The sequence below is a fragment of the Thiohalospira halophila DSM 15071 genome, from assembly GCF_900112605.1.
Taxonomy (GTDB): domain Bacteria; phylum Pseudomonadota; class Gammaproteobacteria; order Thiohalospirales; family Thiohalospiraceae; genus Thiohalospira; species Thiohalospira halophila.
Window position 1 is genome coordinate 1 of sequence record NZ_FOMJ01000011.1, and the last position, 13,476, is coordinate 13,476.

At 65.1% G+C, this 13,476-nt stretch carries 16 protein-coding genes; 3 read left to right on the forward strand and 13 right to left on the reverse strand.

The window, feature by feature from the left end:
• From BM272_RS12415 to speA, 9 genes are all read right to left on the reverse strand, one after another.
• A partial coding sequence (locus BM272_RS12415; RefSeq protein ID WP_143613276.1) for a transposase occupies positions 1 to 241 on the reverse strand: 241 nt, incomplete at its 3' end.
• Between the two features lie 86 nt (positions 242 to 327).
• Positions 328 to 1,035, reverse strand: coding sequence for a hypothetical protein (locus BM272_RS13630; protein ID WP_143613278.1), 708 nt, complete (start codon positions 1,033 to 1,035; stop codon positions 328 to 330).
• A complete protein-coding gene (locus tag BM272_RS13635) occupies positions 1,032 to 1,364 on the reverse strand; it encodes a hypothetical protein (RefSeq protein ID WP_143613280.1) in 333 nt (110 codons plus the stop codon). The genes BM272_RS13630 and BM272_RS13635 overlap by 4 nt, the downstream gene beginning before the upstream one ends.
• Positions 1,361 to 2,671: a hypothetical protein gene (locus tag BM272_RS13640; RefSeq protein WP_143613282.1), complete on the reverse strand. Its 1,311-nt coding sequence runs from the start codon at positions 2,669 to 2,671 to the stop codon at positions 1,361 to 1,363. Before BM272_RS13640 ends, BM272_RS13635 begins: the two co-directional genes overlap by 4 nt.
• Positions 2,672 to 2,823: 152 nt before the next feature.
• Complete coding sequence (gene arfB, locus BM272_RS12420; protein WP_093429120.1) at positions 2,824 to 3,234, reverse strand: alternative ribosome rescue aminoacyl-tRNA hydrolase ArfB; 411 nt, start codon at positions 3,232 to 3,234, stop codon at positions 2,824 to 2,826.
• A gap of 9 nt (positions 3,235 to 3,243) precedes the next feature.
• On the reverse strand, positions 3,244 to 4,107 hold the full coding sequence (locus BM272_RS12425) for an NAD(P)-dependent oxidoreductase (protein WP_093429121.1): 864 nt from the start codon (positions 4,105 to 4,107) through the stop codon (positions 3,244 to 3,246).
• A 32-nt stretch (positions 4,108 to 4,139) separates the two neighbouring features.
• Positions 4,140 to 4,649 (reverse strand): hypothetical protein, encoded by a 510-nt coding sequence (locus BM272_RS12430; RefSeq protein ID WP_093429122.1) that lies wholly within the window; start codon positions 4,647 to 4,649, stop codon positions 4,140 to 4,142.
• Between the two features lie 22 nt (positions 4,650 to 4,671).
• Entirely contained in the window at positions 4,672 to 4,950 is a 279-nt protein-coding gene (locus tag BM272_RS12435; protein ID WP_093429123.1) for a cupin domain-containing protein, read from the reverse strand.
• Positions 4,951 to 4,968: 18 nt separating this feature from the next.
• Positions 4,969 to 6,864, reverse strand: a complete 1,896-nt coding sequence (gene speA / locus BM272_RS12440) for a biosynthetic arginine decarboxylase (RefSeq protein ID WP_093429124.1) — start codon at positions 6,862 to 6,864, stop codon at positions 4,969 to 4,971.
• A gap of 125 nt (positions 6,865 to 6,989) precedes the next feature.
• Between speA and speE the strand changes: the two genes are divergently transcribed.
• Both speE and BM272_RS12450 read left to right on the forward strand, forming a co-directional pair.
• Positions 6,990 to 7,850 (forward strand): polyamine aminopropyltransferase, encoded by an 861-nt coding sequence (gene speE, locus BM272_RS12445; protein WP_093429125.1) that lies wholly within the window; start codon positions 6,990 to 6,992, stop codon positions 7,848 to 7,850.
• A gap of 7 nt (positions 7,851 to 7,857) precedes the next feature.
• Entirely contained in the window at positions 7,858 to 8,610 is a 753-nt protein-coding gene (locus BM272_RS12450) for a potassium channel family protein (protein ID WP_162841051.1), read from the forward strand.
• Positions 8,611 to 8,617: 7 nt separating this feature from the next.
• Here BM272_RS12450 and BM272_RS12455 read toward each other — a convergent pair whose 3' ends face one another.
• Both BM272_RS12455 and BM272_RS12460 read right to left on the reverse strand, forming a co-directional pair.
• Complete coding sequence (locus BM272_RS12455; protein ID WP_093429126.1) at positions 8,618 to 9,346, reverse strand: class I SAM-dependent methyltransferase; 729 nt, start codon at positions 9,344 to 9,346, stop codon at positions 8,618 to 8,620.
• A 25-nt stretch (positions 9,347 to 9,371) separates the two neighbouring features.
• Positions 9,372 to 10,262, reverse strand: coding sequence for a hypothetical protein (locus BM272_RS12460; RefSeq protein ID WP_093429127.1), 891 nt, complete (start codon positions 10,260 to 10,262; stop codon positions 9,372 to 9,374).
• 160 nt (positions 10,263 to 10,422) lie between these two features.
• Here BM272_RS12460 and BM272_RS12465 point away from each other — a divergent pair, with 160 nt between their 5' ends.
• Positions 10,423 to 11,952, forward strand: coding sequence for a phospholipase D family protein (locus BM272_RS12465; protein ID WP_093429128.1), 1,530 nt, complete (start codon positions 10,423 to 10,425; stop codon positions 11,950 to 11,952).
• 17 nt (positions 11,953 to 11,969) lie between these two features.
• On the opposite strand, the gene BM272_RS12470 is transcribed toward BM272_RS12465, so the two are convergent.
• Together BM272_RS12470 and BM272_RS12475 are read right to left on the reverse strand one after the other, a co-directional pair.
• A complete protein-coding gene (locus BM272_RS12470; protein ID WP_093429129.1) occupies positions 11,970 to 13,025 on the reverse strand; it encodes an NADP(H)-dependent aldo-keto reductase in 1,056 nt (351 codons plus the stop codon).
• An 88-nt stretch (positions 13,026 to 13,113) separates the two neighbouring features.
• Complete coding sequence (locus tag BM272_RS12475) at positions 13,114 to 13,476, reverse strand: 5-carboxymethyl-2-hydroxymuconate Delta-isomerase (protein ID WP_093429130.1); 363 nt, start codon at positions 13,474 to 13,476, stop codon at positions 13,114 to 13,116.

The following is a 13,476-nucleotide window of genomic DNA, read 5'->3' on the forward strand; positions in this document are numbered from 1 at the left end:
GCTCGTTCATGGCCGCCGTCTCCACGACCGCCGCGAACTTGTCTCGGCTGCTCCAGCCTTCGGGACCACCGGCATCGGCATCCGGGACGCAGGTCCCTTGGGCTCGAGCCTCGTTACGCCACTTGTACAGCGTGCCCAGGGCAATGCCTTCCTGCTCGGCCACCGTCTGCGGACTCAGGTTGTGGGGCGGCAACATCTTGGCCACTACAGCCTCACGCCGCTCCCGGGAATATCGTGCCACTCGTCACTCCTATCGCCCCGGCTTTTCTAAGAACATCCTACCTCACGAGGCGACAACTAGTCTGAGGGCCAGGGGCCCCAAAAGATCTAGGGGCCATTACTCAATACCCTATCAGAAACCACAGACCGGGCCCCTTCTCCGCATGCCCAACCATCTTGATATTGTTTTAGCTTACTGAGCATGCGCTCAAGACGGCTAGCCAAATTGGATTGGACAGCCAACGGCGTAGATTCTTGGCCATTTTCAGCACGGCCTGCATTACGACTGTTCGCCCAACAAAAGTTGGAAACTTCATCCTCGATAACGTCAAGCTCTTGGGCAATTTCGGAATACACATTGTAGTCTATTAATCGCACCAAAAAGAGCCTATTGGAAATCTTGCCCTTCTCATATTGAAAATCTTGCAAAAATAGATCATAATTGCTTGCGGAACCACTTGTGGGCGCGTACTTTTCTAGTTCCGGTATGGAATCAATCTCCTCCATAGCCCCAAAAATAAACTCCACAAGCGGCTCAAAACACATTGGAAATATCACCGTTCTAACCCAAAACTGGTCTCTCACCGATATTCCTCGATCGACATTGCGACGCTGTCTTTCAACACGCATGCGCCACAGATTCACGGCTAGCACCGCAACCGAAACAACTGCTCCAATAACAGAAACGACTCCTGAAGTTCCTAGCGAAGAGAGGACTTCCGCTCCTGCTTCAGCCGAACCTGAATCTTGTTCAGCCGCTGACGCACACCAGCTTATGCCCCAAAGAAAGGTCACATAATAAACCTTACCAATCAAAGCAACCCCCTGCGCTCAAACAAAGCCCTCGAAATATAAGATTCTATCTTAGGGCGAAAGTGGCCTGGGGCATAAAATTCAAACTTTCTCAAAAAGCTGTCTTTGCTTCCAGCATGCCGGATGCTATCGCCGAAAAGACCGAGAAAAAAGGAGCTATTTATGGAGTAAGTATCGTCCGGAATGACGACTTTAACCTTTTTACTCTCATCCCTATCAATATCTTCCAGTTTTACTGCCTCCCGAACCTTCTTCCCCCTCTCCCGTCCCGCGAAAACCGGGCCGCCATGATTCTTCAAATCGATCTCGACTGTTAATTCATTAGCACTCATATTGATTCTCTCTCTGAGCCAGAGTAAACCATCGGAAACTTGATGCTTATTATGCTCCCAGGAAAATTAATATTCTTCATTGTTGATATATAATTCTTATCAGGTTCTTGCGTGAGATCATTCCTTTCATTGAACGCAATCACGCTTCGACCATGTGCATCTTCTTTCATCCTATACTTTCCATCAAAATAGATATGAGTACTTCCTGACACCAAGGCCATTTTTGCGGAACTGGAGCTAGAACCCTCTTTCATGCATTCTTCATGCAGATTCTGGAAGACTTCGATCAGCTCTACCGTACCTTGCCCTCTATCCGAACGCTTATCTTCGTGTTTACTACTAACGTGGCCTTGCAGGGAAACTAAGGTCAAAAGATCGGAGACCTTCCAATCACGCCCTAAAAACCCTTTCTTCTCATGTTCCTCGATATACGGTTTAACCTCTTGCCAAGATACGCTAGCCTCATCAAGCTCTAAAAAACTCCTAGAAAAAGTTTTCCCAAGATTAAAAATAGTGATTTCGCAAATATGGTCAGGATGATTTTTATCTAAGTACCCATAAATCGCCCAGTCATGTTCGCCTCCATGTTCAACAGCGTTCTTAATAATCTCGCCGGTGTACTCGGAAAGGCGCTGCTTCGCCCCCGGGGCCAACATTGTTCCATGGTCTTTTAGGCAGTCATTTATATGATCAACAAATTCAGTCCCAACTCTTTCAATATAGTCGGAGTCTTTCGGATTCAAATCATTATCGAACTTGCGGCCTGTCCTGCTGAACACCCTAAGGTCGCTTTCTTCTTTTTGCGGCAGGCGCTCGTGCTGCAAGTCCAAAGTTTTTACTATTCCCACACCCTTAATAAACCTCTTTAAATTTTTATCATCCGGGTAATGACCATAAAACTTGGTTTTTTTCCGTTTAAACGAACTTCCAGTTTTTATCTCTTTTGCCACTCTATCGAGAACTGCCTCGGCCGCAAGATCAACTTCTTGCATTCTACTATGATCGATGGTTATTTCTCGCACACTATTACTGATATATTCATTCGCTAGCTCATAAACTACCTCAAGAGACTTCTCGGGGTTATCAATTATAGAAAACACTGGCGGCACTTTTATATTTATATCGCTTTTCGAACCGCGCTTTCTTTGTCGGTCAGGATCATAAAACCTATCTAGTATTCTTGGCTTTCTGGAAAGGTTCCGTCTCCGTTTTTGCCGCTTTTTCTTGTTTTCTTTTCTCCATTCTTTTTTAAGGGCCTTGTACCTTTTTATAGATAAGAGCCTATCTGGCCATCCCTCTTTTTTCATCTTTGCCTCTTCCAGGAGAAAAACTCAGCATTTAATAATATATCCATTCAGACCCTAAGGAAGACATTATTAAATGTGCGATTTTTTCGCCAACGATTCGCGCTCTTGCTTTCCCATATACTATATCGCCTTATGACCAATCCGCTAGCGATCTACTCTGGGCGCCGCCGCATGGCCTTCTTCTGCTTGTGCTGCTGCTTGGCCTCCTTGCGGCGCTTCTGGGAGGCGCGGCTGGGGCGGCTCGGCCGGCGGGGCTTGTCGGTATGCAGGGCGGCGCGCAGGAGTTCGCCCAGGCGCTCCCGGGCGTCGGCGCGGTTCTGCTCCTGGCTGCGGTAGTTCTGCGCCTTGATGACGATGGTGCCGTCCCGGGTGATCCGGTGGTCGCGGTAGTGGAGCAGGCGCTGGCGGGCCTCCTCCGGGAGGGAGGAGGCGTGGATGTCGAAGCGCAGCTGGATGGCGGTGGCCACCTTGTTGACGTTCTGCCCGCCCGGGCCGCTGGCGCGGATGGGGTGGTACTCGATCTCCTCCTCGGGGATGTGGAGGCGGCGGTTGATCTCGAGCACGTCGCCCCCTCAGCCGGGGCGGTAGGCGGTGATCAGGGCGGAGTAGTCGTCCTCGGCGTGGCCGGCCTCGGCGGTGGCGGCCAGGGCCTGCTCCACCGGGGCCAGCAGCGCCGGGTCGATGCCCTGCTCGGTGGCGGCGGCCCGCATGAGGCGGACATCCTTGAGCAGGTGGGCGACGGGGAAGTTGGGGTCGCCGAAGCGGCCCTCCTGCATGCGGCCGACCTTCTTGTCGAAGGTGGGGGCATAGAGGGCGGAGTCGCGCAGCACGCCCATGAACATCGCCGGGTCCACCCCCTCGGCCTCGGTATAGCTCAGGGCGAAGGCGAAGGCGCTGGTGAGGCTGGCGATGAGCTGGTTCATGGCGAGCTTGAGTGCCGCCGCCGAGCCCACCGGGCCGACGTGGCGCAGGTCCTCGCCGAAGGCGGCGAGCAGCGGCCCGGCCGCCTCGGCCTGGGCGCTGGTCCCGCCGAACATGAGGATGAGGGTCCCGGCCTTCGCCTCGGGGATGGAGCCGAGCACCGGGCACTCCATGAACTCGCCGCCGGCCGCCTCGACCTCGGCGCCGATGGCCCGGGCCTGGTCGGGGCCGATGGTGGCCATGTTCACCACCCGGCGACCGGCCAGCGCGGCACGGGCCTCCGGGTCGTCCAGGAGGGTGGCGCGCAGGGCGTCGGCATTGGCGACCATGGTGACCACCCAGTCGGCCGCCGCTACGGCCTCGGTGGCGCTGGTAGCCACCGTGGCGCCGTCCTCGGCCAGGGCGGCGGCGCGCTCGGGGGTGCGATTGTAGACGTGGACCTCGTGGCCGCACGCCAGCAGGCGGCGGGCGAGCGGGGCGCCCATGAGACCGGTGCCGATGACGGCGGTGCGCATGCTGCCTCCTCGGGGATGGTGCGGTTCGGGCGCTAGCCCAGCATGGCCAGCACCAGGCTGATGATGAAGAAGGCGGCGGCGACGGCCATGAGGATGTACTGCATGCCGTGGCAGTTGGAGAGCTGGTGCTTGCAGGCGGCGACCTCGCTCTTCAGCCGGGCGATGCCGCCGTCGGCCTCCTGCTTCTCGCGCTTGAGGCGGTTGGTCTCCTCGCGCTGGGTACGCAGCTGCTCGGTGAGCTCCTCGATACGCTGCTGGCCGAAGTCGCCGGCGGAGCGACGCGCCTCGTCATAGTCGTTATCCGAGCCGAGGAAGACGAAGAAGTCGGGCTCCTCGCGATCGCTGACCCAGCGCAGGGCGTGCTCGTAGCCGCGGTACTCGGCATAGACCGCGGAGTCCTGCAGCTCCTCACCGTTGACCCGCCCCCCCAACCACGCCATCTGCTGGGCGATCTTCTCCGGGGTCCAGTCGATGGCCCTGCGGTAGGCGTCCACGTAGGTGATCGCATCCTGCGACATGAAGGGGAGGTAGGGATTCTCCACGGCCGGCCTCCGGGGCGCTTGCCTAGTCGATGCGGTAGTGCTTGCGCACGTCGCGATGGATGTTCCAGTGACAACTCATGCCGTCCGGAAAGGTGACCAGATCGCCGGCCCGGATCACCACCGGCTCACCGCCGTCGGGGGTCACGGTCACCTCGCCCTCAAGGATATAGGCCGTCTCCCGTCCGTCATAGGTCCACGGGAACTCGGAGGCCTCCTTCTCCCAGACCGGCCAGTCGTAGACGCCCAGCGCCTCCAGCCTTTCCGTATCGGGGTCGCGTTCCACCTGAATGGCGTCGGCCATGGCTGCCTCCCGGATGATTCAGTCCTCGAGATAGGTATAACCGCGCAGGCCGGCGGCCAGCTCGTCCAGGCAGGTGGCCTGCGCCTCGGCATCGAGCCCGGATGCGGCCAGCGTCTCGCGGCAGGCGGCGAGCAGTCCCGCCGGATCGAAGCGAACGTAACGTAGCACGGAATCCACGGTGTCTCCACGCTCCGCCGAGCCCAGCCGGTACCCCCCCTCGCCGTCCAGCTCCACGGTCACGGAGTCGGTATCACCGAACAGGTTGTGCATATCGCCGAGGATCTCCTGGTAGGCGCCCACCATGAAGAAGCCCAGGAGGTACTCCTCCCCCTCGCCGGGGGCGTGCAGCGGCAGGCTCGCCTCCAGGCCGTCGCCGTCGACGTAGGCATCGATGCGGCCGTCGGAGTCGCAGGTGATGTCCTCGATGATGCCGCGCCGGTCCGGCCGTTCGTCCAGCCGCTGCAGCGGCATCACCGGGAAGATCTGGTCGATGGCCCAGACGTCGGGCAGGGACTGGAAGAGGGAGAAGTTGAGGAAATACTTGTCCGCCAGCCGCTCGTTGAGGTCGTCCAGGACCTCGCGCTGGCTGCGCGCGGTGGGCTGCAGCCGCTGGCGCACGGCGGCGGCGGTGGCGTAGAAAAGCCGCTCCGCCTCCGCCCGGCGATCCAGGTCGAGGACGCCGTGGACGTACATCTGCTGGGCCTCGGCCAGCCAGTGGCTGGCGTCGTGGTGGGCCTCCAGCGGCGAGCGGGCATCGTCGCCGGCGCGCAACTGGTTCAGCCCCTCCCAGAGGTCGCGGACGATGCGGGGGGCCTCGGCGTCCGGCTCGGCCACCTCCCCCTCGTCGGTGACGCGCTCGGTATCGATGACGTTGGTGACCAGGACGGCGTGGTGGGCGGTCATCGCCCGGCCGGACTCGGTGATGAGGTGGGGGCAGGGCAGTCCCGCCTCGCTGGCCATCTCGGCAAAGGCGCGGACGACGTTATTGGCGTACTCCTGGAGGGTGTAGTTGATGGAACAGGCCGAGCGGGAGCGGGTCCCCTCGTAGTCCACGCCCAGGCCGCCGCCGACGTCCACCGTCTCCACCGGCAGGCCCATACGGCGCAGCTCGGCGTAGTAGCGCGCCCCCTCGCGCAGGCCGCGCTGGATATCGCGGATATTGGGGATCTGGGAACCCAGGTGGAAGTGCATCAACCGCAGGCAGTCGGCCCGGCCGGCAGCGCGCAGCCGTTCGGCCACCGCCAGCACCTGGCTGGCGGAGAGGCCGAACTTGGACTTGTCCCCGCCGGTGTTCTGCCACTTGCCGGCGCCGATGGAGGCCAGCCGCACGCGCACGCCGAGCAGGGGCTCCTGGCCCATGCGCTCGGCCTCCTCCAGCACCAGGTCCAGCTCGGAGAGCTTCTCCACCACGATGTAGACGGCCAGGCCCATGCGCCGACCCGCCAGCGCCAGGCGGATGTACTCGCGATCCTTGTAGCCGTTGCAGATCACGGTCCCGCCGGGGCGGGAGAGGCCGAGGACGGCCATGAGCTCCGGCTTGGAGCCGGCCTCCAGCCCCACGGCCTCGGGGTCGGCATCGCGGATGGTCTCCACCACGCTGCGCTGCTGGTTGACCTTGATGGGGTAGACGGCGGTATGAGCAGCGCCGTACCCCTCCTGCTCGCAGGCGGTGGCGAAGGCGCCGGTGAGGCGGCGGACCCGGTCGCGCAGTATATCGGCGAAGCGGATGAGCACCGGCCAGTGCAGCCCCTGCTCCCGGATCCCGGCGGCCAGCTCGCGCCAGTCCAGCGTCGGGCCCTCCGGTCCGCAGGGCCGGATGGCCAGGTCGCCGGCCTCGCCCACGTCGAAGTAGCCGCCGCTCCAGCGCGGGAGGTTGTAGAGGCGGCGCGCCGCCGCCGGGGTCCAGTCGCTCATGGGGCCATTATGCCGGCTGGATCGGGCCGGTGCAGCCGATTCCGTTGCCGCAGGGCGCGTCCTTCGGGTAGGGTTGCCGGACTCCCGGCACCCGCCGGCCCCACCACGGCAAGACGAGGGATCCCATGGCCCTGGATGATGCGAACTGGTTCACCGAGGTCTGCGACGAGGGTGGTACCGCCTTCTCCCTGCGGATCCGCGAGAAGCTCCACGAGGAGCAGTCGGACTACCAGCACATCGCCATCTACGAGACCGAGACCTTCGGCCGCCTGATGGTCATCGACGGCTTCATCATGCTCACCGACCGGGACAACTTCCTCTACCACGAGATGATGAGCCACCCGGCGCTCTACACCCACCCGGCGCCGCGCCGGGTGCTCATCATCGGCGGCGGCGACTGCGGCACCCTGCGCGAGGTCCTCAAGCACCCGGAGGTGGAGCGCGCCGACCAGGTGGAGATCGACGAGCGCGTCACCCAACTGGCGGAGGAGTACTTCCCCACCCTTACCGACGCCAACGACGACGAACGCGCCGGCCTCCACTTCGGCGACGGCATCGAGTGGGTGCGCCGGTCGGAGGACAACAGCATCGATGTCATCATCGTCGACTCCACCGACCCCATCGGGCCGGCGGAGGGGCTGTTCGACGTGGCCTTCTACCAGGAGTGCGCCCGGGCCCTGAGCAGCGGCGGTATCTTCGTCCAGCAGAGCGAATCGCCCCTGTACCACACCCGGCTGCTCGGCGAGATCCACAACGGCCTGCGCGAGGCCGGCTTCCTGGACGTCCTGAGCCTGCACTTCCCCCAGCCGGTCTACCCCTCCGGCTGGTGGAGCGCAACCATGGCGCGGACCGACGACCTCATCGGCGAGCCGCGGGAGGACGACATCCGCGACCGCCCCTTCACCACCCAGTACTACAACTACGGCACCCACATGGGCGCCCTGGCCGCGCCGGAGTTCTTCTACCGCAGCCTGAACGGCGGCTGAGGCCATCGTGGCCGGGCTGGAACGACTCCACGCCGCCCTGAGCAACGGTCACGGGGACACCCGGCTCTCCTGGACCAACCGGATAGTCATCGGCCTGATCATCGCCGCCTCCCTGACGGCGGTCCTGGAGACCGAGCCCGTCATCCGGGAGGCCGTTCCGACGGGGCTGTTCATCGGGCTGGAGGCCTTCTTCGTCATCGCCTTCAGCGTGGAGTACCTCCTGCGCCTGGCGGCCGTCGGGGTCGAACCGCGCTACGCCGGGATCACCGGTCGCCTGCGCTACATGGTCAGCTTCTGGGCCATCGTCGACCTGCTGGCCATCCTCCCCTCCCTGCTCCTCCTGGGCGGGCAGGAGAGCTTCCTCCTGCGGCTGGCCCGGCTTTTGCGGTTATTGCGCATCGCGCGGCTGGGCCGCTTCACCGCCGCCCTGAACGACCTCGTCGAGGCCCTGCGGGGTCGCCGCTATGAACTCCTCATCAGCGTGGCCGCCGCCGGCTTCCTGCTGCTGGTCTCCGCCTCGGTCCTCTACGTGCTCGAGGCCGAGGCCCAGCCGGAGTCCTTCGGCAGCATCCCCCGCGCCCTGTGGTGGAGCGTCGCCACCCTGACCACGGTGGGCTACGGCGACGTCTACCCGATCACCCCATTGGGCCGGATCTTTGCCGGGATCACCGCCATCGCCGGCATCGGCCTCATCGCCATGCCGGCGGGGATCATTGCCGCCGCCCTGAGCGACCTGGTGCAGCGCCGCCGGGACGGCTGAGCCCGCGCTAGGCCGGGTGGCGAAGCAGGTCGACCCGGATGGGCATCTCGAAGCGGGCACCCTCGGGGCCCATGTACTGCTCGAAGGTCTCGCGCACGGTCTGGTGGAGTTCCGGGCTGAGGTTGTGCTCGGTGTGGGTGACGCCGAGGACCTTGTTCTCGAAGTCGGCGAAGTCCTCGAAGTCATTGCGGGTGTTGAAGAAGCGCTGCTCCGCCAGCTCCAGGGTTTCCTCGGCCACGGCGCGGCGCACCGCCTCGAAGGCGGCCCGGCGGACCTCGCCCTCGTCGTGGAACAGGCGCAGGACCTCGTTGAAGTCCCCGGCGTAGACCGGCTCGGAGATGTAGGCCACGCCGCCCGGGCGCAGCACCCGGCGGATCTCGGCCATGGCGGCATCCATGGACTCCATGGGGACGTGGTGCAGCGACTTGAACATCATCACGATGTCGGCGCTGTCGTCCTCCGCGGGGATCGCCTCGGCCCCGGCCCGGGCGAACGCCACCCCGGCCGGCATATCCGTGGCCACGCAGTTCTTCTCGTGCTGGATGTCATCCACCTCGCAGGCCAGTACCGAGGCGGGCCGGCCCGTCCCCGCGATGGCGCAGGTATGGGCGGCGGCGCCGCAACCCAGCTCGATGACCCGCGCCCCGTCCAGGGGCAGCAAGGAGGACCAGATCTCCGCCTCGTCGACGATATCGGTCACGTGGGGGTCATGGATCTGCATGTTCTCGGCACTCATGGGTCTCTCCGCTCTCGACTCTCAATCAGTTTATTCTAATACACGTATTACTCGGGACTCCCATCCGTCCCGCGAGTTCCGCCAGCGCGGCCCGGCCGGCGTCCAGGTCCCGGCTCCGGAGGATGGCGACACGGCCGTGGGTGGGCCGGCCGGCGGCGTCGGTATCCGCCTGGATGGCGACGCCGGGGTGGCTGGGGAGTTCCCCCTCCGGGACCGCGAAGGGGCCCGCCTCCTCCGTGAACAGGGAGAGGATGTAGCCGCCCGGGACGGGGTCCAGCCCGTTCCAGTGCCCGCGGTCCACCAGCTCGACCCAGGCGGGAAGAAAGTCATCGCCGTAGTGCTCGTAGAAGCCGTTGGAACCGCGCAGGTGGGCCTCGATGATGGTGTCGCCGATGACCTCGAAATTGGTGATCCCGGTGTAGCCGGGGAGGTTGGCGGCCACCCACTCCGCGATCAGCGCCTCGTTGGCCGGGCGCTCCACGCCGACGCGCCAGTAGAGCGGGCGGCCATCCACCCACTCGTCCCCGGCGACGGTGTGGGCGAACCAGAGCGCCTCACCGTCGCGCACCAGGCAGTCGGTGGAGGACTGCTCCCCGACCAGCCGCTCGCTCCAGAAGCTCCCCGGCGGCGGCGCGACCGAACCGGCCCGGTCCGGGTAGGCGCCTAGGCTCATGCCGGCCAGGTTGGTGATGGGGCGGACGAAGACCGGTTCATCGGCCGCCAGCCCCATCTCCCGGGGCTCCACCCCGGCCGGCGCCGCGATCAGCCCCTGGGAGAGCGCCAGCTCCAGCTTGTTGTAGACCCAGCGATGAGCCGGATTCAGCCGCCAGGCGGCAGCGTCGGAGACGGCGACATCGGCGGCCGGCTCGGGCCGGAAGAGCCAGGCGCGGCGGGGCGGGACTCCGTGGAAGGGCATGGGGCCTCCTGCTGGACCTCCCCCATGCTAGGACAAACCCGGCCCCTGCCCCACCCTGGGTGAGTAAGGGAAAGGCCGGGCGCCCACCAGCGGGAGAGGACGGCTGACCCCGGCGGCCACGGCTGACAGACTGGAGGACAGGACCATCCGCGAGTCTCCCATGCCCCGATCCGCCCGAACCGCCGCCGGCTGGCTCGCCGCCCTGCTCCTGCTGGGCCTGCTGACGGGCTGTGATCGCCTGCCCTCCCTGGGAGAACGGACGGAATCCAGCGCGCTGCCGCCCGAGGAGGCCCGCCGGACCCCGCTGGGCCGGGCCGTCGCCCCGCTGGCGGAAGACCATCCCGGCCGCTCGGGCTTCGCCACCCTCACCGACTCTCCGGGGGCCCTGGCGGTCCGACTGAGATTGATCCGGGCCGCGGAGAAGGCGCTGGATGTGCGCTACTACGTCTGGCGCGACGACCGCGCCGGCCGTCTGATGCTCGATGCCCTCCACGACGCCGCCAAGCGGGGTGTGCGGGTGCGGCTGCTGGTGGATGACAACGGGCTGGACGGCCTCGATGCCACCCTGGCCGCCCTGGATGCCCATCCGCGCTTCCAGGTCCGGCTGTTCAACCCCTTCACCTTCCGGACCTTCAAACGCCTGGAATTCCTGGTGGATCTCCCCCGCCTCAACCACCGAATGCACAACAAGTCGCTCACCGCCGACGATCAGGCCACCATCAGCGGTGGCCGCAACATCGGGGACGAATACTTCGGCGCGGCCGAGGGCCCGTTGTTCGCCGATCTGGATATCCTCGCCGTGGGGCCGGTGGTCGGGGCCATGGCCGACGACTTTGACCGCTACTGGGCCAGTGATTCCGCCTACCCCGCGGCGACCGTCCTGCCTCCCCCGCCGGAGGGCGAAGCGGTGACCACGCCGGAGGCCGGCCCCTACGCCGAGGCACTGGACCGCCCGGGACCGGTGACGCGGCTGCTGGCCGGCACGGCCGAGCTGGAATGGGCACCCATGGAGCTGGTCAGCGACGACCCGGCCAAGGGCCTGGGCAGGGCGGAGCCGGACGGACTTATCACCCGGCAGCTCCTGGCGCGCATGGGCGAACCGGAGGATCGGCTGGACCTCATCTCGCCCTACTTCGTACCGACCCGGACCGGGCTCTCGACCCTCGGCAAACTGGTGGATCAGGGCGTGGAGGTTCGGGTTCTCACCAACTCCCTGGCGGCCACGGATGTATTCCTGGTTCACGCCGGCTACGCCAAGTACCGCGAAGCGGCCCTGGACGCCGGCATCGATCTGTTCGAGATGCGCGCCCTGGCGGATCAGCCGGAGGAAGAGGTCCGCGCGGGCCTGCTGGGAAGCTCGGGCTCCAGCCTCCACGCCAAGACCTTCGCCATCGATGGCGAACACGTCTTCGTCGGGACCTTCAACTTCGACCCCCGCTCCGCCAACCTGAACACGGAGATGGGCTTCATCATCGAGAGCCCCGGGCTGGCCGAGCGGATCCACTCCTCCTTTGCGGACACCATCCCCGACAGCGCCTGGCGGGTGGGCCACGACGCCCGGGGCCTCTACTGGCTGGAACGCGGCCCGGACGGGGAGGCCATCCGCCACGAGACCGAACCCCACAGCAACCTCTGGCAGCGGATGGGCATGGCGATCATCGCCTGGCTGCCCATCGACTGGCTGCTGTAGCCACGACGAGCAGGCGCTTACAGCGCCGGATTGGTCCAGCGGCGGTGGATGGCGTCGATGCGAGTGAGCAGGTCGTCACTCAGGGTGATGTCGACGCTGTCGATGTCGGCCTTGAGCTGCTCCATGGAGGTGGCGCCCACCAGGGTACTGGCGGTGAAGAACTGCTGGCGGACGAAGGCCAGGGCCATCTGCGCCGGGTCCAGGCCGGCCTCCCGGGCCAGCTCGACGTATTCCCGGCACGCCTCGGGGACGCCGGGCTTGGCGTAGCGGTTGCCGAACTCGGGGTAGACCGTCAGCCGGGCACCGGCCGGCGCGCCGCCATCAAGGTATTTCCCGGTGAGGTGGCCGAAGGCCAGGGGCGAGTAGGCCAGCAGCGGCACGCCCTGGCGCCAGGCGACCTCGTCCAGGCCGTGCTCGAAGCTGCGGTTGATGAGGTTGTAGGCGTTCTGGATGGAGACTACCCGGGGCAGGCCGTGCTCGTCGGCCAGGCGGGTGAACTCGGCCACGCCCCAGGGCGTCTCGTTGGACAGCCCGATGTAGCGGACCTTGCCGGCGTCCACCAGCCCCTTGAGGACCTCCAGCTGCTCCCGGATGGGGGTCGCCTCCCACTCCCGGTGGGGGTCGAAGCGCGGCTCGCCGAACTTGGGCACGTTCCGCTCCGGCCAGTGGATCTGGTAGAGGTCCACATGGTCGGTCCGCAGCCGCCGCAGGCTGCCCTCGATGGCGCGCTCGATATTGCTGCGATCCACCCGTGGCAGCTCACCCTGGTCGCCGCGCATCCAGGGGAGGACCCGGGACCGGCCGGTGACCTTGGTGGCCAGGATGATCCGGTCCCGGCGGGCGGGCTCGGCGGCCAGCCAGTTGCCGATGTACTGCTCGGTGCGGGTATGGGTCTCCGCCTTCGGCGGGACGGGATAGAGCTCCGCCGTGTCCACGAGGTTGATCCCCCGCTCCAGGGCGTAGTCGAGCTGCTCATGGGCCTCGGCCTCGCTGTTCTGATCGCCGAAGGTCATGGTGCCCAGGCCGATCTCGGAGACCTCGAGATCGCTGGTGCCGAGCCGGTTGTAGCGCATCCACTCCTCCTCGCTGCCGTGGCGGGCCATGATACCGCGGCGCGAGGAAGGGCTCAGCCCCCGTCGTTCCGCCGCATGCGACCACGTCTCACGGAGGACCTCCCTCCTCGGGTTCGGGGTAGAAACGGGCGTAGGCCGCCGAGTCCATCTCCACCACCTCGGCGGTGAGGACGGTGCCGGCCAGCCGGGCGCGCAGGATGGCGAGGACGGCCTCGGCGAGCCGCTTGCGCTCCTCCGGGGAACGGCCGGCCTGGATACGCAGCTCGGCGTGGACGAAGGGGCGGCGCTCGCCGCCGGTGAGGTAGTCAGCCACCGGCCGCGCCCGGACCTTGATGCGGGACTCGGCGAACAGCCCGGTAGCCCGGGCGACCTCGTGGACCTCGGCCAGCAGCGCCGGGAGCTCGTCGCGGGCAACGGCATCCTCGGCGTATTCCAGGATCAGGTGGGGCAT

Coding starts and splice junctions, on each gene's coding strand:
- speA (WP_093429124.1), bottom strand. CDS start 6,864: ATGAGCGACTGGACCCCGGCGGCGGCGCGCCGCCTCTACAACCTCCCG.
- BM272_RS12435 (WP_093429123.1), bottom strand. CDS start 4,950: ATGGCCGACGCCATTCAGGTGGAACGCGACCCCGATACGGAAAGGCTG.
- BM272_RS12460 (WP_093429127.1), bottom strand. CDS start 10,262: ATGCCCTTCCACGGAGTCCCGCCCCGCCGCGCCTGGCTCTTCCGGCCC.
- BM272_RS12470 (WP_093429129.1), bottom strand. CDS start 13,025: ATGCGCTACAACCGGCTCGGCACCAGCGATCTCGAGGTCTCCGAGATC.
- BM272_RS13640 (WP_143613282.1), bottom strand. CDS start 2,671: ATGAAAAAAGAGGGATGGCCAGATAGGCTCTTATCTATAAAAAGGTAC.
- BM272_RS13635 (WP_143613280.1), bottom strand. CDS start 1,364: ATGAGTGCTAATGAATTAACAGTCGAGATCGATTTGAAGAATCATGGC.
- BM272_RS12465 (WP_093429128.1), top strand. CDS start 10,423: ATGCCCCGATCCGCCCGAACCGCCGCCGGCTGGCTCGCCGCCCTGCTC.
- BM272_RS12425 (WP_093429121.1), bottom strand. CDS start 4,107: ATGCGCACCGCCGTCATCGGCACCGGTCTCATGGGCGCCCCGCTCGCC.
- speE (WP_093429125.1), top strand. CDS start 6,990: ATGGCCCTGGATGATGCGAACTGGTTCACCGAGGTCTGCGACGAGGGT.
- BM272_RS12475 (WP_093429130.1), bottom strand. CDS start 13,476: ATGCCCCACCTGATCCTGGAATACGCCGAGGATGCCGTTGCCCGCGAC.
- BM272_RS12455 (WP_093429126.1), bottom strand. CDS start 9,346: ATGAGTGCCGAGAACATGCAGATCCATGACCCCCACGTGACCGATATC.